The organism is Rubellimicrobium rubrum (genome assembly GCF_006152115.1).
GTDB lineage: Bacteria > Pseudomonadota > Alphaproteobacteria > Rhodobacterales > Rhodobacteraceae > Rubellimicrobium > Rubellimicrobium rubrum.
Genome location: NZ_VDFU01000014.1, coordinates 75,780 through 100,554, shown reverse-complemented (window position 1 = coordinate 100,554; position 24,775 = coordinate 75,780). Strand labels below are relative to the sequence as shown.

At 67.7% G+C, this 24,775-nt stretch carries 22 protein-coding genes; 9 read left to right on the top strand and 13 right to left on the bottom strand.

Annotated elements, in window-relative coordinates; all coding sequences use genetic code 11:
- Nucleotides 1-8: 8 nt before the first annotated feature.
- Both FHG66_RS12705 and FHG66_RS12700 read right to left on the bottom strand, forming a co-directional pair.
- The gene (locus FHG66_RS12705; protein WP_139077326.1) at nt 9-1,046 is read right to left on the bottom strand and encodes a rod shape-determining protein; all 1,038 of its coding nucleotides are present in this window, start codon (nt 1,044-1,046) and stop codon (nt 9-11) included.
- 197 nt (nt 1,047-1,243) lie between these two features.
- A complete protein-coding gene (locus FHG66_RS12700) occupies nt 1,244-2,806 on the bottom strand; it encodes a 2-isopropylmalate synthase (protein ID WP_139077324.1) in 1,563 nt (520 codons plus the stop codon).
- Between the two features lie 265 nt (nt 2,807-3,071).
- On the opposite strand from FHG66_RS12700, the gene FHG66_RS12695 reads away from it, so the two are divergent.
- Nucleotides 3,072-3,722 carry an SDR family NAD(P)-dependent oxidoreductase gene (locus FHG66_RS12695; protein WP_342777488.1) on the top strand — a complete coding sequence of 217 codons (651 nt, stop codon included), beginning with the start codon at nt 3,072-3,074 and terminating at the stop codon, nt 3,720-3,722.
- A 24-nt stretch (nt 3,723-3,746) separates the two neighbouring features.
- Here the strand turns inward: FHG66_RS12695 and FHG66_RS12690 are convergent, their stop codons facing one another.
- The 4 genes from FHG66_RS12690 to FHG66_RS12675 all read right to left on the bottom strand — a co-directional run bounded on the left by FHG66_RS12690 (nt 3,747) and on the right by FHG66_RS12675 (nt 7,984).
- Nucleotides 3,747-5,315: an MORN repeat-containing protein gene (locus tag FHG66_RS12690; RefSeq protein ID WP_139077378.1), complete on the bottom strand. Its 1,569-nt coding sequence runs from the start codon at nt 5,313-5,315 to the stop codon at nt 3,747-3,749.
- Between the two features lie 159 nt (nt 5,316-5,474).
- Entirely contained in the window at nt 5,475-6,425 is a 951-nt protein-coding gene (locus FHG66_RS12685) for a 1-phosphofructokinase family hexose kinase (protein WP_139077320.1), read from the bottom strand.
- 123 nt (nt 6,426-6,548) lie between these two features.
- Nucleotides 6,549-7,487, bottom strand: a complete 939-nt coding sequence (locus FHG66_RS12680) for an MBL fold metallo-hydrolase (RefSeq protein WP_139077318.1) — start codon at nt 7,485-7,487, stop codon at nt 6,549-6,551.
- Between the two features lie 104 nt (nt 7,488-7,591).
- Entirely contained in the window at nt 7,592-7,984 is a 393-nt protein-coding gene (locus tag FHG66_RS12675; protein WP_139077316.1) for a metallopeptidase family protein, read from the bottom strand.
- Nucleotides 7,985-8,050: 66 nt separating this feature from the next.
- On the opposite strand from FHG66_RS12675, the gene gltX reads away from it, so the two are divergent.
- Nucleotides 8,051-9,376, top strand: coding sequence for a glutamate--tRNA ligase (gene gltX / locus FHG66_RS12670; RefSeq protein WP_139077314.1), 1,326 nt, complete (start codon nt 8,051-8,053; stop codon nt 9,374-9,376).
- A gap of 37 nt (nt 9,377-9,413) precedes the next feature.
- Here the strand turns inward: gltX and FHG66_RS12665 are convergent, their stop codons facing one another.
- Both FHG66_RS12665 and FHG66_RS12660 read right to left on the bottom strand, forming a co-directional pair.
- Nucleotides 9,414-11,945, bottom strand: a complete 2,532-nt coding sequence (locus tag FHG66_RS12665) for an ABC transporter permease (RefSeq protein WP_139077312.1) — start codon at nt 11,943-11,945, stop codon at nt 9,414-9,416.
- Nucleotides 11,942-12,637, bottom strand: a complete 696-nt coding sequence (locus FHG66_RS12660; RefSeq protein ID WP_139077310.1) for an ABC transporter ATP-binding protein — start codon at nt 12,635-12,637, stop codon at nt 11,942-11,944. The genes FHG66_RS12665 and FHG66_RS12660 overlap by 4 nt, the downstream gene beginning before the upstream one ends.
- Here FHG66_RS12660 and FHG66_RS12655 point away from each other — a divergent pair.
- The gene (locus FHG66_RS12655; protein ID WP_139077308.1) at nt 12,636-13,328 is read left to right on the top strand and encodes an arylesterase; all 693 of its coding nucleotides are present in this window, start codon (nt 12,636-12,638) and stop codon (nt 13,326-13,328) included. The two genes, FHG66_RS12660 and FHG66_RS12655, sit on opposite strands and share 2 nt — an antisense overlap.
- A 3-nt stretch (nt 13,329-13,331) precedes the next feature.
- On the opposite strand, the gene FHG66_RS12650 is transcribed toward FHG66_RS12655, so the two are convergent.
- From FHG66_RS12650 to ettA, 4 genes are all read right to left on the bottom strand, one after another.
- The gene (locus FHG66_RS12650) at nt 13,332-13,997 is read right to left on the bottom strand and encodes a DUF4329 domain-containing protein (protein WP_139077306.1); all 666 of its coding nucleotides are present in this window, start codon (nt 13,995-13,997) and stop codon (nt 13,332-13,334) included.
- 21 nt (nt 13,998-14,018) lie between these two features.
- The gene (locus FHG66_RS12645; protein WP_139077304.1) at nt 14,019-14,225 is read right to left on the bottom strand and encodes a cold-shock protein; all 207 of its coding nucleotides are present in this window, start codon (nt 14,223-14,225) and stop codon (nt 14,019-14,021) included.
- 272 nt (nt 14,226-14,497) lie between these two features.
- Nucleotides 14,498-15,100, bottom strand: coding sequence for a uracil-DNA glycosylase (locus FHG66_RS12640; protein ID WP_139077302.1), 603 nt, complete (start codon nt 15,098-15,100; stop codon nt 14,498-14,500).
- 64 nt (nt 15,101-15,164) lie between these two features.
- On the bottom strand, nt 15,165-16,820 hold the full coding sequence (gene ettA / locus FHG66_RS12635; RefSeq protein WP_139077300.1) for an energy-dependent translational throttle protein EttA: 1,656 nt from the start codon (nt 16,818-16,820) through the stop codon (nt 15,165-15,167).
- Between the two features lie 153 nt (nt 16,821-16,973).
- On the opposite strand from ettA, the gene FHG66_RS12630 reads away from it, so the two are divergent.
- The 6 genes from FHG66_RS12630 (at nt 16,974) to dacB (ending at nt 24,038) form a co-directional block, all read left to right on the top strand.
- Nucleotides 16,974-18,287, top strand: coding sequence for an AI-2E family transporter (locus FHG66_RS12630; protein ID WP_246082581.1), 1,314 nt, complete (start codon nt 16,974-16,976; stop codon nt 18,285-18,287).
- Nucleotides 18,288-18,359: 72 nt separating this feature from the next.
- On the top strand, nt 18,360-19,394 hold the full coding sequence (gene mgrA / locus FHG66_RS12625) for an L-glyceraldehyde 3-phosphate reductase (protein ID WP_139077298.1): 1,035 nt from the start codon (nt 18,360-18,362) through the stop codon (nt 19,392-19,394).
- A 5-nt stretch (nt 19,395-19,399) separates the two neighbouring features.
- Nucleotides 19,400-20,989: a glycoside hydrolase family 43 protein gene (locus FHG66_RS12620; RefSeq protein ID WP_139077295.1), complete on the top strand. Its 1,590-nt coding sequence runs from the start codon at nt 19,400-19,402 to the stop codon at nt 20,987-20,989.
- Between the two features lies 1 nt (nt 20,990).
- On the top strand, nt 20,991-21,815 hold the full coding sequence (locus FHG66_RS12615) for a TolB family protein (protein WP_139077293.1): 825 nt from the start codon (nt 20,991-20,993) through the stop codon (nt 21,813-21,815).
- On the top strand, nt 21,815-22,441 hold the full coding sequence (locus tag FHG66_RS12610) for a nicotinate-nucleotide adenylyltransferase (RefSeq protein WP_139077291.1): 627 nt from the start codon (nt 21,815-21,817) through the stop codon (nt 22,439-22,441). The genes FHG66_RS12615 and FHG66_RS12610 overlap by 1 nt, the downstream gene beginning before the upstream one ends.
- Before the next feature lie 76 nt (nt 22,442-22,517).
- The gene (dacB, locus tag FHG66_RS12605) at nt 22,518-24,038 is read left to right on the top strand and encodes a D-alanyl-D-alanine carboxypeptidase/D-alanyl-D-alanine endopeptidase (RefSeq protein ID WP_139077289.1); all 1,521 of its coding nucleotides are present in this window, start codon (nt 22,518-22,520) and stop codon (nt 24,036-24,038) included.
- A gap of 288 nt (nt 24,039-24,326) precedes the next feature.
- Here the strand turns inward: dacB and FHG66_RS12600 are convergent, their stop codons facing one another.
- Entirely contained in the window at nt 24,327-24,746 is a 420-nt protein-coding gene (locus FHG66_RS12600) for a tellurite resistance TerB family protein (protein ID WP_139077287.1), read from the bottom strand.
- Nucleotides 24,747-24,775: the final 29 nt, after the last annotated feature.

Sequence of the window (24,775 nt, the reverse complement as noted above, 5' to 3'; positions counted from 1 at the left end):
GCCCCCTGTCAGCTGTCGTAATCGATCACGTGGCGGAGCTGCTTTTCGTATTCAAGAGCCTTGCCGGTGCCCAGCGCCACGCAGTTGAGGGACTCCTCGGCGACCGAGATCGCAAGGCCCGTCTGCTCGCGGAGAGCGAGGTCCAACTCGCCCAGAAGCGCGCCGCCGCCCGTCAGCATCACGCCCCGGTCCACGATGTCCGCGGCTAGGTCGGGCGGCGTCGCTTCCAGCGCGGTCATCACCGACTCGCAGATCTGCTGCACCGGCTCGGCCAGCGCCTCGGCGATCTGGGCCTGCGAGATCTCGGTTTCCTTGGGCACGCCGTTGAGCAGGTCGCGGCCCCGGATCATCATGGTCTGGCCGCGCCCGTCGTCGGGCATCCGCGCCGTGCCGATGGAGGTCTTGATCCGCTCGGCCGTGGCCTCGCCCACAAGGAGGTTATGCTGCCGGCGCAGGTAGTTGATAATGGCCTCGTCCATGCGGTCGCCGCCGATGCGGACGCTACGGGCATAGACGATGTCGCCCAGCGACAGGACCGCGACCTCGGTGGTGCCGCCGCCGATGTCCACGACCATGTTGCCGGTGGGATCGGTGATCGGCATCCCGGCCCCAATCGCTGCGGCGATGGGCTCCGCGATCAGGCCCGCTCGACGCGCCCCGGCGCTCAGCACCGACTGGCGGATCGCCCGCTTCTCCACGGGGGTTGCCCCATGGGGAACGCAAACGATGATCTTGGGCTTTGAAAAGCCGGTGCGGCGATGCACCTTGCGGATGAAGTGCTTGATCATCTCCTCGGCCACGTCGAAGTCGGCGATGACGCCTTCGCGCATGGGCCGGATCGCCTCGATGGAACCGGGCGTGCGGCCGAGCATGAGCTTGGCATCCTCGCCCACGGCCAGCACCCTCTTGACGCCGTCCTTGACGTGGTAGGCCACCACCGAGGGCTCGGACAGGACGATGCCGCGACCCTTGATGTAGACGAGCGTGTTGGCCGTCCCCAGGTCGATCGCCATGTCGGACGAGAAAAGGCTACCCAAGCCGAACATGGCTGCTCCGTTCCAGATTTCCCCTTGGACTCGTACGCCTGGGCGCCGGGCCGCCGCGCTTATAGGCTTAAGGGGTGAGGGGCGAAAGACCGCATCACGGCTTCGTTGGGCGCATTGTCACCGCAATGCCGCAACCCCTGCGTGTGATCCCGAAGCGTTGCCGCCCCAAGCCCGTGGCCAGGGGCGGCATTGTCCCTTCAGCCCGCGTCGCGATAGCTGATGGTCTTGGTGTCGGCGCCGGGGGCGGACTTCTCGCGCCGGACGATCAGGCGGTTGATCGCGTTGATATAGGCTTTGGCGCTTGCCACGACCGTATCGGTGTCGGCCGACTGGCCCGTGGCGATATGCCCCTGTTCTTCCAGACGGACGGATACGGTGGCCTGCGCGTCGGTCCCTTCGGTCACAGCGGCGACCTGATAAACCTGCAGGGTGGCCCCATGCGGGAAGAGCGCCTTGACGGCGTTGAAGGTGGCGTCCACGGGGCCGTCGCCCGTGGCGGTCACGCTGCGCTCCTGCCCATCGATCTCGAGCACGATGTCCGCCTTTTGCGGGCCGTCGGTGCCGCAGATCACTCGCAGGTGCTTGAGCCGCAGGCGATCCTGGCTCGCGTCGTTCTGGGTGACCAGCGCGATCAGGTCGTCGTCCCAGACCTCCTTCTTGCGGTCGGCAAGATCCTTGAAGCGCACGAACACGTCGTTGAGCTGGTTGTCAGCCAGCTCGAAGCCCAAGTCCTTGAGCTTGGCGCGCAGCGCCGCGCGGCCCGAGTGCTTGCCCATGACGAGGTTGGTGTCGTTGAGACCCACGTCCTGCGGGCGCATGATCTCGAACGTCTCGGAGTTCTTCAGCATCCCGTCCTGGTGGATGCCCGATTCGTGCGCGAAGGCGTTCTTGCCGACGATGGCCTTGTTGAACTGGACCGGGAAGCCCGACACCGTCGCGACCCGGCGCGAGATGTTCATGATCTTGGTGGTGTCGATGCCGGTCTTGTACGGCATGATGTCGTGGCGGACCTTGATGGCCATCACGACTTCTTCCAGAGCGGTGTTGCCCGCCCGCTCGCCCAACCCGTTGATCGTGCATTCGATCTGCCGCGCCCCGGCCTCGACGGCGGCAAGGGAGTTGGCCGTCGCCATGCCGAGGTCGTTGTGGCAGTGGGTGGCGAAGGTGATCTCGTCCGCACCCGGAACGCGTTCCAGCAGCATCGCGATCAGCGCGGCGCTTTCGCGGGGCGCGGTGTAGCCTACGGTGTCGGGAATGTTGATCGTGGTGGCGCCGGCCTTGATGGCGATCTCGACCACGCGGCAGAGGTAGTCATGCTCCGTGCGGGTCGCGTCCATGGGCGACCACTGCACGTCCTCGCAGAGATTGCGCGCATGGGTCACCGTCTCGTGGATGCGCTCGGCCATCTGATCCATGTCGAGGTTCGGGATGGCGCGGTGCAGCGGCGATGTGCCGATAAAGGTGTGGATGCGGGGTCGCTTCGCGTGGCGCACCGCGTCCCAGCAGCGGTCGATATCCTTGAAGTTCGCGCGGGCGAGGCCGCAGATGCTGGCGTTCCGGGTGACCTTGGCGATCTCGCTCACGGCCTTGAAATCGCCTTCGGAGGCGATGGGAAAGCCCGCCTCGATGATGTCCACGCCCATCTCATCAAGGAGCTGGGCGATCTCCAGCTTTTCCTCGTGGGTCATGGTGGCGCCGGGCGACTGCTCGCCGTCGCGGAGCGTGGTGTCGAAGATCTTGACGCGGTTGGTCTGTGGCATGACGTGCTGGTCCCTTGGGGTTTCTCCTGCATCCGGCGCCATGAACTCCTCCGAGCGGCGGCGCCGGGACGGCCCGCTCAGAGGCGGCTAAGGAGAAGGAGGGCGCGCTGCGTCATGGGCGGGAACGATAGCGCCATCTTCCGCCGGGGAAAAGGGGCGATGGGCGTTCCCGGACGTTTCGGACGGAATCCGGGGGGATGACATGCTGGTCCAGCTTGGCCCGCTTTGCTTTGACCGCTAGCCTGATGTCATGGAACGGGCCTTGGTGATCGGATCTTCGGGCGGCATCGGAACTGCGTTGGCGGCAGCGCTGGCCGCGAAAGGGGCAGAGGTCACGACCTTGTCGCGATCAGGCAACGGTTTGGACCTGCGCGACAGCAAGACCATCGAACGAGCGATGCAATCTGTGACGGGCCCGTTCGAGGTGATCATCCTGGCTACCGGAATTCTCGCGGTTCCTGGGCGGACGCCCGAGAAGTCGTTGGCCGCGCTGGATGGCCCGACCATGGCCGAGGTCATGCAGGTGAACGCCATCGGCCCCACGCTGGTGCTGCGCCATGCGCCGCGCCTGCTGCCGCGCACCGGGCGGTCGGTGCTGGGCGTTCTGTCGGCTCGGGTCGGGTCGATCGGCGACAATCGCCTGGGCGGCTGGCACAGTTATCGCGCCTCCAAGGCGGCGCTGAACCAGATCATCCGGGGCACCGCGATCGAACTGGGCCGATCGCACCGGGACGCGGTCGTGGCCGCGCTGCATCCGGGCACGGTCGCGACGCCGTTCACCGCCGCCTACACGCCGTCCCATGACAAACTGGCCCCGGACGAGGCGGCTCGGAGGCTCCTTGCCGTCCTGGCCCGATTGACCCCCGACGAGACCGGACGATTCTGGGATCACGAGGGGCGCGAGGTGCCGTGGTGACAGCCCGCCCCTTCTGCGGAGCTGCTACTGCGCGACTTCGGGCGTGCTTGGCTGGACGGAGTCCTCCGGGAGGGCCTCAGCCTCGTCGGGTACCGCGGCTTCGGGCGGAGGCGTGGAGCCCGGCACGGAACCGGAACTAGCGGCTGCGGGCGTATCGGCCCCGACGAGGACCCCATCCCGCCAGAGTCCCTGTTCGACCTGGCCCGAGGCATAGCGCATCGTGCCCTCACCCTCGCGGCGGCCATTGGCGAACTGGCCCTCGTAGACGTCGCCGTTGGCATAGGTCGCCTTGCCTTGGCCGTTGATCCCGCCCTCCGACCACTCGCCCTCGTAGGTGAAGCCGTCGGGCATGGTGATCCGGCCCTGTCCATGCCGCTGTCCCTTCAGGAAGCCGCCGACATAGACCGTGCCGTCCTCATAGGTCGCGGTGCCTTGGCCGTTGCGTTCCCCTTCGGCCCATTCACCGTCGTAGACGTAGCCGTCGGGGTAGGTCATCCTGCCTTGCCCGTGGCTTCGGGCGTTCAGGAAGGCGCCCTCATAGACCATGCCGTTGGCATAGGTGGCCGTCCCGCGACCCTCGATCCGCCCTTTCTTCCATTCCCCCTCATAGGTGGAGCCGTCCGGGTAGCTGATCCGCCCATTTGCGACGGCACAGGGCTGGGGCGTCGTCGCGACGGGCTGGGCCGCAGCCGCCTCGGGCCCCGACGCCGGGGGTCCCGGCTCGCAGGCTGTCGTGGTATCGGCCAGATCGCTGCGGAACGGTCCCGTATAGACCGAACCGTCGGGATAGGTCGCGGTGCCCGTTCCCTCGATCCGGCCCTCAACCCACTCGCCTTCGACCTTATAGCCATCGGTGCCGGTGAAGAGTCCCCGCCCGTGGCGGAGATCGGCATGGAAGTCGCCCACATAGACATCGCCGTTGGCATAGGTTGCCACTCCGCGTCCTTCGCGACGACCGCCCTTGAAGCTACCTTCGTAGATGTCGCCGTTGGGCTGGGTGAGCTTGCCCTCACCCTCGATCCGGCCTTCCACCCAGCCGCCCCCATAGGTCAGGCCCTCTGCCGTCGTGAGAGTGCCTGTCCCCTGGCGGACACCGTTGACAAGGCCCCCGTCATAGACCGAGCCGTCGGGATAGGTGATCCGGCCCTGGCCTTCCTTGACCCCGTCCACCCACTGGCCCTCATGGACAGTGCCATCCGGGGCGGTCATCGTGCCCTGGCCGTGATGCTTGCCGTCCCGGAACTCGCCTTCGTAGCGCAGGCCGTTCGCATAGACGGCGACGCCCCGCCCGGTGATCGCCCCGTTCGTCCAGGTGCCCTCATAGGTGCCGCCGTCGGCAAAGGCGATGCGCCCCTGACCCTCGGGCTTGCCTTGCGCGAACTGCCCCTCGTAGACCGAGCCGTCGGCAAAGGTCGCCCGGCCCTGGCCCCGGATCTCGCCCTCGACCCACTGGCCGGTGTACTCGTAACCATCGGGCAGGCGGTAGGTGCCGGTCCCGTGCTGGAGGCCACCGACGAACTCGCCCTCGTAGATGCCGCCATCCTCGTATTGCTTGGTCTCGACAGTCTGGGCCGAGGCCGCGCTGCCCAGCATCGCCAGTGCCAATGAGAATCCGATGCGCCGCACTGTCGCTGCCCCGATCTGCCTGCCCCAGAGCGGCAGACTATCCCGAGCGGGGAGGGGTGACAACACGACCCGGTCGGCCCTTCCGGCGTCTGGGCATCACGAGCGCGGGGGAACCGGGAACCGGCTTCAGATCGGGGCGGTCGGACAGATCTCCAACAGCCGTTCCACGTCCTCGCGGCGGCAGAGCGCGGTTCCTTCGGTCATCACCGCCGCCGAAGCCCCGGCCACCCCGCGCCGAAGTGCCTCCTCCAGCGGCTCGCCCCGGGCGAGGGCCAGCGTGAACGAGCCAACGAAGGTATCGCCCGCACCGACCTTGCTGCGAACCGGCACGTCGGCTGCGCGGGAATGGAAGCGCTGCCCTTCGGTGGCCAGCACCGAACCCTCGGGACCGCGGGCCACGATGACCATCCGGGCCACACCCCGCCGGACAAGCGACTGCGCAAAATCGGCGCTGTCGTTGATGTCGAGGAGCTTGCGCCCTGCAAGGTCGTCCGCCTCTTCCTGGTTCATGCGCAGGACGTCCGGCGCGGACGTGCCGTTGGCCCGAGCAAGCAGGTGGAGGGAAGGTCCGGACGTGTCGACGACCACCTCGCAGCCCTTGGCCTGCAGCTTGCCGCACAGGTCGGGGACAAGCTGAGGCAGGACGCCGGGCGGCATGGTGCCCGAGATCACCACGAGCCCACCGGGCTGCGCCGATTCCACGATGGTCTTCTCCGCCGCGATCACGTCCATCGGACCCCAAGGCGGACCGGGCAGCATGAAGCGGTATTGCTCGCCCCGCTTTTCGTCGCGCACCGACAGGGAGGAGCGTGTCTCGCCGGGGGCCTTGTGGACGATGAGCTCGATCCCGGCTTCGCGCAGGAGGTCGGCCAAGGCCTCGCCGTTGCGGCCTGCCAGCGCCACGACGCAGCGCGAGGTTCCCCCCAGCAAAGCGATGGCGCGGCTGACGTTGATGCCGCCGCCGCCGGGGTCGGTACGCGTCGGCGCGCAGCGGAGCTTGACCCCCGGCGCGACGCTGTCGACCGAGGTCGCGAAATCGAGCGCGGGATTCAGGGTGACTGTGAGGATGTCGCGCATGGCAGGGCCCTTAAAGGTCGAGGCGACCATGCCGGGGGCGTCGCGGCGATGCAAGCAGCCGGCGCCGCGGGTCCGGCGCCGGCCCATGGGAGGAGGAGGGCTCGTAAACCCCCCGGCGCCCGGTCACATGAACTGGTAGGTCGCGGGCACCCAGCGGAAGCCGTCGCCCATGGCTTCCACGAAGCCTACGCCGGGCGCAGGCATGTGATAGCCCATCATGGGGACGCGGTCGGTCGCGAGCATTCCCAGCACGCGCTTGCGCGTCTCCGCGGCGGCGGGTTTGTCCATGTCGTACTGCACCTCCCAGTCCGGGTGTTGCATCGACCAGACATAGTGGTTCACGACGTCGCCCGTCATCAGAAGGCTGCGGTCACCGCTCGCGAGCATGAAGGCCATGTGGCCGGGCGTGTGGCCAAAGGTCTCCATGGCGGTGATGCCAGGCGCGACCTCGTCCCCTTCGGCCACAAAGGTCATGGCGCCCTCGAACGGGCGGACCTTGGCTTCGAACATCTCGTTGTTCTGCGCCGCCCAGGCGTCGAACTCCACGCGGCCCGCGACATAGGCGGCGTTGGGGAAGGTCGGGGCGCCCGCGTCATCGGTCAAGCCGCCGATATGGTCGGGGTGCATGTGGGTGAGCACGACATGGGTGACGTCGGCCGGCGTCAGGCCCCCGTCCTGCATCGCCGCGACCAGCCCGCCCGCCACCATGCCCGTGTCGAACAGGATGCGGTTCTCCCCGGCGGTCACCAGCGTCGGCTGCATGAAGCCCACGGTGCGGTCGGACGGGATGAAGTTCTCTTGGCTGACCTGTTCGAAGGTGGCGTCATCGACATTGAGGCCGAAGATCTCGTGGGGGTTCTCCTGCTGGCCCCCTCCGGCCAGGAGGACGGTTAGCTGCATGTCCCCCAGGTTGAACACGCGATGCAGCGGGAACGGCGCGGCGGCCGAGGCGCCGTGACCATGGTCATCCTGCGCGACGGCGGGCCGGGCCCGGAGCAGATAGGGCGCGGCCAGTGGAACCGCGGCGCCTGCAATCATCAACCGGCGTCGTGACAGCGTCATGGTGGTCTCCCTCGGATGCCTTGAATGGGCGGGAGCCTAGGGCGTGATGACCGATCCGCCATTCACCCTTTCGCGCAAAGAGGTGTTCATGGGCGCACGGCCCTTCAGTGCCACCACTGGTCGATGGCGGCGATGTCGTCGTCGGACCAGCCGAAATGGTGGGCGAACTCGTGAATCGTGACATGCGCCACGAGGTCGGCAATGGTGACGTTGCCCCGCTCGGCCCATTCGTCCAGGATCGGGCGTCGGAACAGCCAGACGGTGTCCGGTCCGTGCGGCACGTCCCAGTTCGACTTCTCGGTCAGCGGCACGCCGTCATAAAGGCCCGTGAGGTCGAAGGGCTCCATCTCCATCTCTTCCAAGATCTCGTCCGAGGCGAAGTCCGCGACGCGGAGGGCGACGGCCTGCGCGGCCTCACGGAAGGCGGGGGGAAGGTTCGCGACAGTCTCGCGGGCGAGCTCCTCGATCTCGTCAAGGCTGGGGGCGATCTGGTCCATGGTGCTTCATATGGACAAAGCGGGGCGTCTGTGGAAGGGCTCGCCCACCTTCGAAGGACCGTGCCCATGACCGTCACCCGCTTCGCTCCGTCCCCCACCGGCTGGATCCACATCGGCAATCTGCGCGCCGCGCTGTTCAACTATGCCATCGCGCGACAGAACGGCGGAACCTTCATCCTGCGCCTGGACGACACCGACCCGGTGCGGTCCAAGGAGGAGTACGTGCAGGGTCTCAAGGAGGACCTGACCTGGCTCGGGCTGACCTGGGACCGGGAAGAGCGGCAATCGTTGCGGACCGATCGTTACGAGGACGCCAAGCAGCGGCTGATCGCGGCCGGGCGGGTCTACGAATGTTTCGAAAGCTCGACCGAACTGGACCTCAAGCGCAAAAAGCAGCTCTCCATGGGCAAGCCGCCGGTCTATGACCGCGCCGCGCTGAAGCTGTCCGAGGACGAGAAGGCGAAGCTGCGGGCGGAGCGTCCGTCGCATTGGCGCTTCCTCCTCGACCCCGGCCGGATCGAGTGGGAGGACGGAATCCTGGGCCCAATTTCCATCGATGCCGCAAGCGTGTCCGACCCTGTGATCCAGAAGGAGGACGGGCAGTGGCTTTATACCTTCGCGTCCTCGGTCGATGACAGCGAGATGGCCGTCACGGACATCGTGCGGGGGGCGGACCACGTCACCAACACGGCCACGCAGATCCAGATCATCCGGGCGCTCGGGGCCGAGCCGCCGCGCTTCGCGCACCATTCGCTGCTGACCGGGCCCCAAGGCGAGGGGCTGTCAAAGCGGCTGGGCACGCTCAGCTTGCGCGACCTGCGCGGGCAGGGGCTGGAGCCGATGGCGGTGCTGTCGCTCATGGCGCGGCTGGGGTCATCCGATCCCGTGGAGTTGCGCTCCTCCGTGCAGGAGGTCGTGGACGGCTTCCGGCTTGACAGCTTCGGTGCGGCGCCCACCAAGTTCGACGCCGAGGACCTGTGGCCGCTGACCCAGCGCGTGCTGAGCGCCAAGTCCGTTGAGGCGGTCGCCTCCGTGCTGGCGCAGGCCGGGGTTCCCGAGTCCCTGCACGCAGCCTTCTGGGCCGTGCTGCACGAGAACGTCGCCAAGTCGGGCGACATTGCCGACTGGTGGCGCGTGCTGTCCGAGGGCAAGGCCGGAGTGGCCGCAGACGAGGACCGGGAGTTCGCGACCCAGGCGCTGGAGGCGCTAGGCGCGCCGCCTTATACTGAGTCCACCTGGAACGAGTGGACGAACGCCCTCAAGTCGTCCACGGGGCGAAAGGGCAAGGGCCTGTTCCTGCCGCTCCGCCGCGTCGTGACCGGGCGCGACGCCGGGCCCGAGATGGCGGCCCTCATGCCGCTTCTCCAAGTCAAGCCGTCACTGGCCGACTGACCCGCAGCCAATGGAAGGCCGCCGGACAGCCGGCGGCTCACTCCCGCGCTCTCAGCATTCGGGCAGGCCGCACGGAAAGCGGCCTGAGCGCGAAAAGGAGCCCGGTCAGCAGCGTCGCGAGTGTGCCTCCCCCGATGATGGCCAGCGCGTTGCCCCAGACGACGTGGAAGTCGCCGTCCATCACGAAGGTCATCACTGCCCAGGCCCCAAGGAGCCCCGCGCCCAGCGCGACCACTCCGGCTGCGAGGCCCAAGAGAGCGGCACGCAGGGCAAAGCTCCGCAGGATCAGTGGCCGCCCTGCGCCAAGGGTCTTGAGGATCGCGGCTTCCCAGGCGCGGGCGCGCTCTCCGGCCGCCGCCGCCCCGATCAGGACCAGAAAACCCGTGGCCAGGGTCGCGAGGGCTGCCACGCGGATGGCGGAAGTCGCGCCCTCAATGATGCGCTGCGCCTCGTCTACCGCATCGCGGATGCGGATGGCGGTGATGTTGGGATAGGCCTCGGCGAGATCGCGCAGGATCGGCCCCTCGGCTTCCTCGGTCGAATAGACGGTCGCGATCCAGCTGTGCGGCGCGCCCTGGAGCGCCGAAGGGTTCAGGGCCAGGATGAAGCCGATTCCGGCGCTCTGGAAGTCGACCTCGCGGAAGCTGGCGATGGACGCTTCGATGTCGCGGCCCAGCACGTTCACGGTGATGGTGTCGCCCAGCTTGAGGCCCATCTCACCGCCCTCCTCGGCAGCCACGGAGACGAGGGGCGGGCCCGCATAATCCTCGGGCCACCATTCCCCTGCCGTGATGGTGGTGCCGGGGGGCGGCGTGGCCGAGTAGGTGATCCCTCGGTCGCCCTGCAGCACCCAGTGGCCTCCGGCATAGTCCTCGGCGGGGACGCCGTTGATCCGGGCGATGAGGCCCCGGAGCATGGGCGCGGCTTCCAGCCGCTCGACGGCCGGATTGGCAGACAGCCGCTCGCGGAAGCCGTCGATCTGGTCGGGCTGGATATCCACGACGAAGTAGGAGGGTGCGATGGCGGGCAGGTCGCCCGAGATCGCCCGGCGGAGGTTGCCGTCGATCTGCCCCACGGTGGCCAGGACCGTCAGCCCAAGACCTAGGGACAGCACCACCGGGACAGCCTCTCCCCCTTGTGCACCGATGGAGCCCAAGGCCAGGCGCAGGGTGGGCCACCCCCGCGTCCGTCCCGACAGCCGGCGGGCCAGGCCGCGCGCCAGCGTCGCCACGAGCGCAAGGAGCAGGAGCGCCCCGGCGATCCCGGCAGCGGTCCAGAGGGTGAGGGCCACCGCCCCTTGAAAGTAAGACGCCGCGGCCAGCAGAACCGCCAGGATGACGGCGGTGGCGATAAGATAGGGTGGGCGCGGCAGGCGAGGGCCCCCGGCCAGGGCATCGCGAAACAGCGTCGCGGCGCGGATGTCGCCTGCCCGGGCGAGAGGCCACAGGGTGAAGAGCAGCATCGCGAGAACGCCGTAAAGGAGCGCCTCGCCCAGCGGGCCCCAGTACAACGCGAACTCGGCGGGTACGGGGAGCTGGGTCTTGATCCAAGGCGCAAGAAGCTGCGGCAAACCCGCACCCAGAACGAGGCCCAGCACCACCCCGACGAGCCCCAGCGCCCCGATCTGGAGGAAGTAGCTCGCAAAGATCATCGCGCGCGAGGCCCCAAGGGTTCGCAGCGTGGCGATGACCTCGGCCTTGGCCGCCAGATAAGCGCCCACGGCGGCCGAGACGCCCACGCCTCCGACGGCCAGGCCGGACAGCCCCACGAGGACGAGGAAACGGCCTAGGCGCTCCACGACCTCCTGGGTGCCGCCCGCGCCGTCGCGGGCGTCCCGCCAGCGTAGCCCCCGATCCTGCCACAAGCGGCCGGCTTCCCCGGCCAATGCATCGAGGTCGGCCGTTGCGGGAAGGTCGATCCGATAAAGCGTGTTGAACAGCGTGCCTTCGGCCAGGAGCCCTGAATTGGCGAGATCCTCGGTCCGGACAATCGTCCGTGGCCCAAGTCCGAAGCCCGCCGTGGAGTTGTCGGGATAGCGGGTGAGGATGGCCGACAACGTGAAGTCCTGCGTCCCGAGCCGAACCCGATCCCCGACCTCCAGCGCAAGGCGGTCGGCCAGGACCCGCTCCATCACGAGGCTGGGGAGGGCACCCCCATCGAGCGCCCGAGCGAGCGGCAGGGGTGGGTCCAACTCCACCTCTCCGATCAGCGGATACAGGTCGTCCACCGCCTTGACCTGCGTCAGCGCCCGGTCCCCCCGGCCATCGGGGTCGGCCACGGCGAGGCTGCGGAAGTCCACGACCTCGGAGACGCGGGGGCCAAGACTGCCCAGCCAGGCCCGTTCCTCAGGGGTGGCAAAGCGATAGGTCAGCTCGGCCTCGGCGTCACCGCCCAGGAGACGGGCGCCCTCGCGCTCAAGGCCTGCCTCGATTGCGGTGCGCACGGTGCCCACAGCCGCAATGGCAGCGACGCCAAGCATGAGGCAGAGAAGGAAGATGCGGAAGCCGCGCAGCCCGCCCTTGAGGCCGCCACGCAGCTCGCGCGCGGCCAGACGTGCGGCGGTGATCATTCGGCGGCCTCGGCCAGGCGGCCCTCATCGATGCGGCCGTCGCGGAGGCGGACCACGCGGTCGCACCGCCGGGCCAGTGTCTCGTCATGGGTGACAAGGACCAGGGTCGCGCCCGCCCGCTCGCCCAAGCCGAAAAGGAGGTCCACGATAGCCTGGCCGTTCGTCTCATCGAGGTTGCCCGTGGGCTCGTCGGCCAGAAGAAGGCGCGGGCGGCCCACCAGCGCGCGGGCCAGCGCCACGCGCTGCTGCTCCCCGCCCGACATCTGGGCGGGGTAGTGGTCGGCGCGGTGGCCCAGCCCGACGCCTTCCAATTCGGCCTTGGCCCGCGAGAAGGCATTCCGGACCCCGGCGAGTTCCAGCGGGGTCGCGACGTTCTCAAGTGCCGTCATCGTCGGGATGAGGTGGAAGCTTTGGAACACAACACCCATATTGTCGCGACGGAACCGGGCGAGCGCATCCTCGTCCATCCGCGTGAGGTCCTGGCCCAGGGCCCGGACCTCGCCCCCGGTGGCCCGTTCCAGGCCCCCCATCAGCATGAGGAGCGACGACTTGCCCGATCCGCTTGGCCCGACCAGCCCCACGCTCTCGCCCTTGGCGACCGACAGGGTGATGCCCCGCAGGATGTCCACCGGTCCGGCGTTCCCGCGCAACGTGAGCCGGACATCCGAGAGCGAAAGGGCGGGGTCTGTCATGGGGGCTCCTGTCCGGCGGGCGCGGCACGCCCCTCGATATGGGGGTTTGCGAGCTGTCCGCAACCTTGTGCTGGCCTTGCTGCTCGCCTTGCCCGGCATGGCCTCGGCGCGGACCACGGTGGTGGCGCTGGGCGACAGCTTGACGGCGGGCTATGGGCTTCCGGCCGATCAGGGCTTCGTTCCGCGCCTGCAGGCTTGGCTGGACGATCATGGCGCGGACGTGGAAGTCCAGAACGCGGGCGTGTCCGGCGACACCACGGCAGGGGGCCTTTCGCGGGTGGACTGGGCCCTGGGCGACGATGCCGACGCGGTGATCGTGGCCTTGGGGGGGAACGACTTCCTTCGCGGCATCGACCCGGTCGTGGTGCGGGAGAACCTCCACAGCATTCTGGAGAAAACGAGCGCTCGCGATCTTCCTGTCCTGCTGGTCGGCATCGACGCGTCATCCAACTACGGCCCCGACTACGAGCAGGGCTTTGACGCGCTCTATCCCGAACTGGCACAGGAGTTCGACGCCCTCGTCGAGCCCGACTGGTTCGCGGCCCTGCGGCAGGGTGGGGGCAACCTTGCGACGGCCATGGCCACGTTCATGCAGCCCGACGGCATCCATCCCAACGAACTGGGCGTGGATCGCATCGTGGAGCGGCTCGGCCCCCGGGTTCTGGAGCTGGTCGAGCGGGCCGATCCCTGAGGCTTAGAACATCGGCCCTTCGACCGATCCCTCCCAAGCCATCAGGTCCTCGACGGTCATGATGCGGCGCAGGGGCCCATCGTCGTCCGCGACATAGTTGGGGTCCTGCGGCAGGCAGCCCCGTCCGCACAACTGCCGCACGGTCAGGGTGTCGGTGTCCACGTACCACAATCGTCCGCCCGGCGTCGCGATGTAGCCGTCGATATTGTCCAGCGCATCGGTGGCCACGTCCTGCGTGGTCGGCCATTCGGACGCATAATAAGGGCTGTAGGTGCTGTGGGTGTGGAACGATGCGACAAGGCGCATGCCAGGGGGCACGCGGGGCAACGGGCAGGACGCCTCGTTGCCAGCGGTCACGGGAGTTGTCATCCAATCGCCGGAGCGGGACAGTCCGATATAGCCGCAGAACTCCCGGTTCTGGGCAAAGGATCGGTGCTGAAGGTCGGTCAGGATTGCCGTGACAAAGGCCCGTTCGGTGCCGGACGGCGTGGACTCTGCAACCGGAATGCCGCGCGACCCCGGAAAGGGTCCGGTGGCGAGCACTCGTCCAACGGGTTTGCCGCCAGTTTCCTCAGGGCCCATAGGCAAATCGGGCAGGGGGGGCGGAGCGGCGCAGGCAGTCAGAACTGCCAGCGCCAGGATCGCGGCGGCTGCGGCGGGTCGCGTCATGAGCGCCCGCCCATCGCGGACTCAGGCCAGTTGCAGGTTGATGGCCGACTCGCGGCCGTCACGGCCGTTCTCGATGTCGAAGGTAACCTTCTGATTGTCCTTGAGCCCGGTCAGGCCCGAACGCTCGACAGCGGAGATGTGGACGAAAACGTCCTTCTTGCCGCCATCGGGTGCGATGAAGCCATAACCCTTGGTGGTATTGAACCATTTCACGGTGCCAGTGGCCATCGTGGTCTCCATTCGAAAGTTTCCGCTCGCAGGATGCAGCGGACCGGCTCGTCAGTGCTGATCGATGCCCTGGGCCGTGACGGAGACAGTGGTCGATTTAGGTAACGTCGCGGTCACGTTTATGCTGCTCTGGAAACAGAAAATCAAGCGTCACGTTCCCGGGAAACTGGGCGGACCGCGTGCTGGCACTGCGGTCCGCCGTTCTTGCCTGCCCCTTGCCGCCGGCTTTCTGCCGGTCGATTTGCATTAGCGATTTGGCCGTTAACTATGTCCTAATCATGGCGAGGCCGGGACGGCGTCGGGGCATGAGCGGCCTCGCTCCAAGCTGCGGAAATCGCGGACCATCGGGCCGGAAAGGCCGCCCGGACTTGGGGCGAGGGATGATCCGACCGCAGCACGCGCAAGCCCGAAGGGACAAGGCCCGCCGCTCTCCGGGCGCGAGCCCCCACGAGCACAACCGTGTCGAGCCGAGGCAGCAGCGGCCAGAGCGTGGCAAGATGCCTCATGCCGTCGGCCACCTCCGCGCCCGTCACGCGGATCGTGCCGTTCCAGGCGGGCACGGTGTTCCAGAGCAGGGTGTCCCCTCGTAGTAGGCCCGCCTCCTTCAGAAACATTCGGATGGCCGCCGAGGTGGGGCTTGGGTTGTCCCGCGACACGAACCCGGTTCGGGCGGCCTGCGGCCCCGGCTTTTCGAGTAGCAACAGCACCCATGCTGCCGGACCGCCGTCAAAGGGGTCCATGTCCGGCACAAGGCCGGGCAGGATGGCCCGCAAGCCGGCAGCATAAGCCGCCAACGGCGCGAAAGCGGGCTCCTGCAGCATGGCCCGGCGGCGGGCGATCTCGGCCGGACAGGCAAGAAGGGGCGCGTCGGTCATGGCAGGCACCCCGGCCGGGCGGAGCGGGAGCCGGCGCGACCGAGCCCCGCTCCAGTCGATGAACCTAGCGGACGAACTTCTTGAACTTCACCCGCTTCGGCTCCACAGCGTCCGGCCCGAGGCGACGCTTCTTGTCCTCCTCGTAGGCGGTGAAGTCGCCTTGGAACCACTCCACATGGGCGTCGCCCTCGAAGGCCAGGATATGCGTGCAGATCCGGTCGAGGAAGAAGCGGTCGTGCGAGATCACCACGGCGCAGCCCGCGAAGTCCGTCAGCGCATCCTCCAGGGCACGCAGGGTTTCCACGTCGAGGTCGTTGGTCGGTTCGTCGAGGAGGAGGACGTTGCCGCCGGATTTCAGGAGCTTCGCCATGTGGACGCGGTTGCGCTCGCCCCCGGACAGCAGGCCCACTTTCTTCTGCTGGTCAGTGCCCTTGAAGTTGAAGGCCCCGCAGTAGACGCGGCTGTTCACCGTGGCGTCGCCCAGCGCGATGATCTCGGCCCCGCCCGAGATTTCCTCCCAGACGTTGTGCTCGGGATTGAGCGAGTCGCGGGACTGGTCGACATAGGCGAGCTTGACGGTATCGCCGAAGCTGACCTCCCCCTGATCCGGCTGCTCCTGCCCGGTCAGCATGCGGAACAGCGTCGTCTTGCCCGCGCCGTTGGGGCCGATCACGCCGACGATGGCGCCCGGCGGGATCGAGAAGGACAGATCCTCGATCAGGAGCTTGTCGCCCATGTGCTTCTTGAGGCCTTCGACCTCGATCACCTTGCCGCCCAAGCGTGGGCCGTTCGGGATGATGATCTGGGCCGTGCCGATGCGCTCTCGCTCCGAGATGTTGGCCATTTCGTTGTATTTGTTGATCCGTGCCTTCTGCTTGGCCTGACGGGCCTTGGCACCCTGGCGGATCCATTCGAGTTCACGCTCGAGGGTTTTCTGCTTAGCCTTGTCCTCGCGGGCCTCCTGGAGGAGGCGCTTGGCCTTCTGTTCAAGCCAGGCCGAATAGTTGCCCTCGTAGGGGACGCCGCGACCACGGTCGAGCTCGAGGATCCAAGACGTGATGTCGTCGAGGAAGTAGCGGTCGTGGGTCACGCAGAGGATCGTGCCCTTGTACTCGATCAGGTGGTTCTGGAGCCAGGCGATCGTCTCGGCGTCGAGGTGGTTCGTGGGCTCGTCGAGGAGGAGCATGTCGGGCGCTTCAAGCAGGAGCTTGCACAGCGCCACGCGGCGGCGCTCACCCCCGGAAAGGTCGACCACGTTGGCATCGTCCGGCGGGCAGCGCAGCGCCTCCATGGCGATGTCCACCTGCGCGTCGAGATCCCAAAGGTTCTGCGCGTCGATCTGGTCCTGAAGGGCGGCCATCTCGTCCGCGGTCTCGTCGGAGTACTCCATGGCAAGTTCGTTGTAGCGGTCGAGGATGGCCTGCTTGGCCCGGACCCCTTCCATCACGTTGCCGCGAACGTTCAGCTGGTCGTTGAGCCAGGGCTCCTGCGGCAGGTAGCCGATGCGGGCACCCTCGGCGGCCCAGGCTTCGCCTTGGAAGTCCTTGTCGAGGCCGGCCATGAGCCGGAGCAACGTGGATTTCCCCGACCCGTTGACGCCCACGACGCCGATCTTGACGCCCGGCAGGAAGTTGAGGCGGATGTTCTCGAAGACCTTCTTGCCACCCGGATAGGTCTTGGACACCTGGTCCATGTGGTAGACATACTGATAGCTAGCCATTCTGCGGTTCCTGCGGGCTGGAGCGTTCGGGATTTGTCCCCTCCATATCCAAGGCCCCGGCCCGCGACAACCGGCGCGGCGCCGCAGCGCATCCACCGGAACCTGTCGCCCGGTCCACGGGTTCACACGGGAATTCAGGGAGCGCGCGCAATCATGGCTGAAACCCAGACCCAGGTGGTCGAGGAGGATATCGACGAGCAGCAGCTCGAGGTCGCGGAGGACAGCAACGTCGAGCTGCGCCGCATCCGGCGATACCTCATGCTCACGTTCCTCATGGGTCTGTTCACAGCCGTGTACTTCGCGCGGGACGTGCTGTTGCCCATCGTGCTGGCCGTCGTGCTAACGCTGACCCTGCTGCCGGTCGTCCGCTGGGGCGAGCGGCTGAAGATCCCGCCTGGCATCACTTCCATATCGCTGATGGTGATCCTGGCCGCCGGGCTGTTCCTTGGCGGCTATTTCCTGTCCGGGCCGGTCCAGACGATGGTCGCCGACGCCCCGCGCATGGCCGATCAGATCCAGGACCGTCTGTCGGGCGTGCTGGACCGCTGGCGGGACATCACCGAGCAGGCCGGTGCGGTGACCGGCGGCGGGCCGGAGGCCGGTCAGATGATCGATGCCGATGGCGACGGCGTGGCCAACACGCAGGTCGTGGCCGTGGTCGAGGAGGACAGCGGCAACGGGGGAGTGGTATCCTATGTGGCTTCAAGCCTTGCTTCGGCTGGTGGCGCTGTCGGGGCCGCGCTGATCCTGACGGCCTTCCTGCTGGCCTCTGGCGATTTCTATCACCGCCGGATCGTGGAGGCGGCCCCCCGCCTCAAGGACAAGAAGAAGGCGCTGACGATCATCCGCGACGTGGAGCGACAGATCTCGCGGTATCTGGGCAGCATCACGCTCATCAACCTGCTGCTGGGGCTCACCATCGGTGTATCGATGTGGCTCTTGGGAATGCCGATGGCGCCGCTTTGGGGCATCCTGGGGTTCCTGCTCAACTACATTCCCTTCGTGGGCAACATCGTGACCGTGGCGCTGGTCGCGGCCGTCGCCCTCATCACCTATGACAGTCTCTGGACCGCTGCCCTTCCGCCCTTGGCGGTGATTGCCCTGTCGGCGCTGGAAAGCCAGGTCGTGACGCCTGTGGTGGTGGGCCGCCGGCTTGAACTGAACCAAGTGTCCCAACTGATCATGGTGGCGTTCTGGACCTGGCTCTGGGGCGTGCCGGGCGCGATCCTAGCGGTGCCGTTCCTCGTCGTGGTCAAGGCGGTCTGCGACAACGTGGAAAGCCTGCAGATCCTGGGCAGCTTCCTGTCCGGCGACCCCTCGACCAAGCAGGACGAGGCGCCGCAGAAGGCCACGACCGGCCCGGCGCTGGAAAGCGCGCCGTTCCGGACCCAGGCCGAGGCGCGGGAGGACTCTCCCCCGACCCTCTCCGCTGGCGAGGTGCGGGTCACCCCGCTCGTGGCCGAATAGGCCGTTCCATCCAGGGCTGGACGGCGACCGGGGGTTATGGCCACATCGCGCCGACGTGAGGAGAACCTTTCCATGACCTATCACCCGCGCGAGGATCGCTATTCCCGCATGGTCTACAACCGCTGCGGCCGGACGGGGCTAAAGCTGCCCGCCATCTCGCTGGGGCTTTGGCACAACTTCGGCCATGACACGCCTCATCAGACCAAGCGCGAGATCCTGCAAACGGCCTTCGATTACGGGATCACCCATTTCGACCTGGCCAACAATTACGGCCCGCCCGCCGGCAGCGCCGAGGAAGCCTTCGGAGAGATCCTGAAGTCCGACTTCCATGGCCTCCGGGACGAGCTGATCATCTCGTCCAAGGCTGGCTACCACATGTGGAACGGCCCCTACGGAGAGTGGGGCAGCCGGAAGTACCTCATCGCGTCCTGCGACCAGTCGCTCAAGCGGATGGGGCTCGACTACGTGGACATCTTCTATTCCCACAGGCTCGATCCGGACACGCCGCTCGAGGAGACTATGGGCGCGCTCGACCAGATCGTACGCTCGGGCAAGGCGCTGTATGTCGGTGTCAGCAGCTACAACTCCGAACGGACGCGACAAGCTTACGCCATTCTTAAGGACCTGGGCACCCCGCTGGTCATACACCAGCCCTCCTACAACATGCTGAACCGCTGGGTGGAGAAGGACGGCCTCAAGGACACGCTCAAGGACCTGGGCGTGGGCTCCATCGCCTTCACGCCGCTCGCGCAGGGAATGCTGACGGCCAAGTACCTGAACGGCGTGCCGCAGGACAGCCGCGCCGCCCAATCCAAGAGCCTCGATCCCAAGATGCTGTCGCCCGGCGCCATCGAGAACCTGCGCAACCTCGACGCCATCGCGCAACGGCGTGGGCAGACGCTGGCCCAGATGGCACTGGCTTGGGTGCTGCGGGATGGCGGGATCACCTCGGCGCTGATCGGCGCCTCGCGGCCTGGCCAGGTCGAGGATTGCGCCAAGGCGGTCGAGAACCTAGAGTTCTCGGCCGAGGATCTCGCCGAGATCGACCGCTTCGCCCGCGAGGAGGACATCAACCTCTGGGCCCGGTCCTCCGAGACGGTGATGTAACTGCCATGATCCGCAATCCCGTCCTGCCGGGCTTCAACCCGGACCCGTCCTTCTGCCGCGTGGGCGAGGACTACTACCTCGCGACCTCCACCTTTGAATGGTATCCGGGCGTCCAGATCCACCATTCGCGGGACCTCGTGAACTGGCGGCTGGTGGCCCGGCCGTTGAACCGGGCCAGCCTTCTCGACATGAGGGGGAACCCGGATTCCTGCGGCATCTGGGCCCCCAGCCTCAGCCATGACGGCGGTCGGTTCTGGCTCGTCTACACCGACGTCAAGCGGCTCGACGGGTCCTTCAAGGACGCGCATAACTACATCACCACCTGCGAGACGGTGGACGGGGAATGGTCGGACCCCTGGTACGTCAACTCCTCCGGCTTCGACCCGTCGCTGTTCCATGACGCCGACGGTCGCAAGTGGTTCGTCAACATGCAGTGGAACCACCGGGGGCCGGGCTCGGGTTGCAACCCGGCCAATGACCGCTTCGACGGCATCCTTCTGCAGGAATGGTCGCCCGAGGCGGGACTGACCGGCGAGGTCACCAACATCTATGCCGGAACGGACCGGGGCCTGACCGAGGCGCCGCACCTGTTCCGGCGGGAGGGCTGGTACTACCTGACCACCGCCGAGGGGGGCACGGGTTACGATCACGCCGTCACACTGGCCCGCTCGCGCGACATCCGCGGCCCCTATGAGACGCACCCGCAGAAGCACGTCATCACCGCCAAGGGCAGCGACGGCCCGATCCAGCGGTCCGGGCACGGCCAGTACGTGGAGACGCATTGGGGCCGGCATTACCACTCCTTCCTGATGGGTCGTCCGATTCTTGGGCCTGATGGGAAGACCTACTGCCCCCTGGGCCGCGAGACGGGGCTGGAGGAGGTCGTCTGGCGCGACGGATGGCTTTGGCTTGCCGAAGGTGGGACCGTCCCGCGTATCGAGGTGCCCTCGCCGGTGGAGGCTCAGCCCATGCCGCCCGCGCCGTCGATCCATGACTCCTGGGCGACGCTGCCGTCGGATTTCCAGTGGCTCCGCACGCCGCACGCCGAACGAATCTTCCGCTGCGAGCCCGATGCGCTGGTCCTGATCGGGCGGGAGTCGATCGGAAGCTGGTTCGAGCAGGCCCTCGTGGCCCGGCGGCAGGAGCATCATGTCTATGCCGCCGAGACGGCCCTGACCTTCGATCCGCAACACTATCAGCAGGCCGCGGGGCTCGTGACCTACTACAACCGGCACAAGTTCCACGCGGCGGTGCTGACGCAGGAGAACGGGGGCCCGGCCCTGACGATCCTGTCCTGCCCCGGCGACTGGCCGGGCGGGCGCCTGTCCTATCCGGCCGCGCCTGTCCCCGTCGGTCCGGGCGCGGTGGAGTTGCGAGTCGAGGTGAACGCGCATATTCAGCAGTTCCTTTGGCGGCAGGGCGGGGAATGGCAGCCGCTCGGCCCCGAACTCAATGCTGCGGTGATCTCGGACGAAGGCGGACAAGGGGAGCACGCCTCCTTCACCGGAGCCTTCGTCGGCATGGTCGCCATGGACCTGACGGGGCAGGGTCGTGAGGCGCGCTTTGCCCGCTTCGGCTACTGGCCGCAGGCCTGATATGCAGAGCGAGTTGTGCATCCACGACCTGGGGACCGGCGAGACCACGGTCCTGCTGGTCCACGACGGCATCATCGAGGCGCCGAACTGGCACCCCGACGGCTATCTCCTCGTGAACGGCGACGGTCGGCTTTTTCGCGTGCCGCTCGAGACGCCTGCCCTGGAGGAGGTGCCGACGGGCCGGGTGATGGGGTTGAACAACGACCACGGCCTGTCGCCGGACGGTCGGACTCTGGCGATCTCGGGCAAGTCCGAGACGGGCAAGTCCTGCATCTATGTGCTGCCCGTCGAGGGCGGAGAACCAGTGCGCGTGACCGAGCAGGTGCCGTCTTGGTGGCATGGCTGGTCCCCCGACGGCGAGCGTCTCGCCTATGCCGCCGTGCGCCGGGCCGCCGGGCCGGTGTCGCTTTACACCTGCAGGGTGGACGGGTCGGACGAGGTCTGCGTGGCCGAGGACTTCGACCACATCGACGGGCCAGACTATACGCCGGACGGACGCTGGATCTGGTTCAACGGCGAGGCGGATGGACGGGTGGACCTGTGGCGCATCCGGCCCGATGGGTCGGCGCGCGAGCGGATGACGGACGGAGACACGGTGGACTGGTTCCCCCACCCGTCGCCGGATGGGACGCAGGTCCTGTTCCTCGCCTATCCGCCCGGCACGCGGGGGCATCCCGCGAACCTCGACGTCGCGCTGCGGATTCTGCCCGCGACGGGCGGGGACAGCCGGGAGGTCGTGACGCTGTTCGGCGGGCAGGGAACGATCAACGTGCCCTGCTGGGCCCCCGACAGCCGGCGCTTCGCCTTCATGCGCTTCGTGCCCTGATGGGGCCAGGCGCGCCCGTCGCCGGGCGAGGGCAGGTCGTGGGTCTGCTCGGCGGGTCGTTCGATCCTCCGCATAAAGGCCATGTCCGGATCACCGAAGAAGCGATCAGGAGGCTCGGCCTCGACTGGGTATGGTGGCTGGTGAGCCCAGGGAACCCACTCAAGCGTGAAGGACCCGCGCCCCTGTCCCGTCGGATCACGGCGGCGCGGGCGTTGCTGCGCGACCCCCGCATCAAGGTCACCGACCTCGAGTCCCGCCTGGGCACCCGCTTCACGGCCGAGACGCTGGACGGGTTGCAGGCGCTGTATCCGGGGGTCCGGTTCATCTGGCTCATGGGGTCGGACAACCTCGCCCAATTCCACCGGTGGCGGGACTGGCGCCGGATCATGGCCCGGGTGCCTGTGGCCGTGCTGGCCCGCCCCGGCGCGCGGCTGCCTGCACGCTTCGCACCGGCGGCCCGCGCCTTTCGGCGGGCGCAGCTCAACGAGCGCGACGCGCGCCTGCTCCCCCGGCGCGCGTCGCCGGCCTGGGTCATGCTGAACCTGCCACTGATCCCGCTCTCCTCCTCGGATATTCGGGCCAAGGGCGGCTGGACCCGAGATGCCGCGGCCATCCCGAAGCCTTGAACGCCATGCACACCGGAGACCTTGCGTCGCCCCGGTCCTAGGCTAACGTCCGCCCGGCGCGACACGGAGGCGGGGCATGGAAGGACAAGGCAGGATCACGCGGCGCGGGCTGCTGGCCGGGGGCGTCTCGGCCTTCGCGGGCCTCGCCTGGGCCGAGGCGCCCACCACCGCGCCACGTCCCCTGCTAAGGTCAACCGGCGCTCCTGCCCCGCTCGACGACCCGTCCGACATCCGCCCCATCGCCCGGACCGAGATGGCGGACCTCATCCGCGACGCCGGACTTGATGGACAGGTCTCTGTGGCTTTGGTCGATGTCGCGACAGGCACCCTGATCACGAGTCACGACTCGCATCGACCGCTTCCTCCAGCCTCCGTCGCCAAGTCGCTGACCGCGCTCTACGCCCTCGATGCGCTGGGACCGGAGCACCAGTTCGGCACGCGACTCCTGGCCACAGGGCCGGTGACGGACGGGCGGATCGAAGGGGATCTCATCCTAGCCGGGGGCGGGGACCCGGTGCTTTCCACCGACCAACTGGCCGGGCTGGCGTTTCAGCTGGCCGCTGCCGGAGTTCGGGAGGTGGGCGGCTTCAGGGTTTGGGGCGGGGCGCTGCCGCAGTTGCGCGAGATCTCGGCGGACCAACTGCCTCATCTTGGATACAATCCCGCCGTCTCGGGGCTGAACCTTAATTTCAACCGCGTGTATTTCGAATGGGAGCGGGCTGGCCAGGATTACCGAATCCGAATGGAGGCCTTGGGCGACAAGCATCGTCCCGACGTGACCATCGCCCAGATGCGGGTGGAGACCCGGAGCCGTCCCGTTTACACCTACTCTCAGGCCGGACCGGTCGATCTCTGGACGGTGGCGCGGGGGCAGCTTGGCGATGCGGGTTCGCGCTGGCTGCCGGTGCGCAGCCCGGCGCTCTATGCAGGGCAGGCGTTCATCGGGCTCGCGAACGAGCAGGGCCTTGTCCTGCCGCCACCATCCGAGATCGTGGCGCTGCCCGAGGGCGCGACCGAGATCGCCCGGATCGAAAGCGCCCCGCTGGAGGACATCCTGCGGGACATGCTGCTTCATTCCACCAACCTGACCGCCGAGGTCCTGGGCCTGACGGCGAGCCGGTCGCGAGGCCTGTCCCCCGCGACCTTGGCCGAGTCCGCCGATGCCATGACCCGGTGGCTGCGCGAAGCGACCGGAGCGCGCCTGGACCTTGTCGATCATTCCGGCCTGGGAGGCGCCAGTCGCGTGACGGCGCAGGAGATGGCGGTCGCGCTGGCGTCGCGCGGGGTGATGGCCCGGCTGCGTCCGCTGCTCAAGACCATCGAGCTGAGCGATGCGGGCGGATCCGCGCTGGCCATGCCCCCGGGCTTGGTCCGGGCCAAGACGGGCACCCTGAACTTCGTGTCGGCTTTGGCAGGTTACGAACGGACGATGGCGGGGTCGGACCTCGCCTTCGCCATCTTCTCGGCCGACCTCGAATCCAGGGCCGAGGCCGCGGACGACGAAGACGAGATCCCGGAAGGCAGCCGCAGCTTCCTGGCCCGGTCGCGCCGACTGCAGCAAGGCCTGCTCCAGCGTTGGGGCCTGATGACGGTCTAAGGGGACCGTAGGGCCATGGAAGCGTCGGGGCGCCCGTTGGTCAGAATCCGGCCTGGGGTAGGGCCGGACCGTCGCAAAGGCGCAGTCAGTCCGATGCGGTGCCCTGATGACTCGTGGGCGCATTCAGCCCAGATCGTTGTCGTCATGACCTCCGCCGATGATTGACGGATGCGAGCTCATAGGAGCCAATGGCCCGGTCGGGGTTTTGGCTAGGTGCTTTTCGGGTGGACTCTCGACGTCCTGGCTGGCCCGGGTCCCTCGGGGCAGCTGCTCAGACCGAGGTCCGCCTCACATCCGCTGGAACCGCGCCCGTGCGCCCCGCTCGATGGCTGCGGCATGGAGCCGGTCTATGGCCAGTTCCTCGCGGATCTCCTCCAACATCCGGCTCTCGGTGTCGGTGATGCGGCCGTCGGCGGCGGCGACGTCGCAGGCCAGCGCGTAGGCCGTCTCCCACAGACGCTCGGGCAAGTAGCGGCGTGTCAGTTCGAACAGGCGGTCGAGGCCATCGTCCTGGTCCAGCAACCGCAGCATCATCGGCCCCATCGCGGACAGCTTGGCCTGATCGTAGTTTGCGAAGACGGGAAGGTTCTCCACGAGGTTGCTGATCTGCACGAGCTCGGCCGTGCGGATCGACTCGTCCGCCACCGAAACCGCGAGCATGATCGCCACGAGCGCGTCCTGGGGGGAAAGGATGGTGTTCTCGGGCATGGTCGGCCTTTCATGGATCGCCGCCAGCT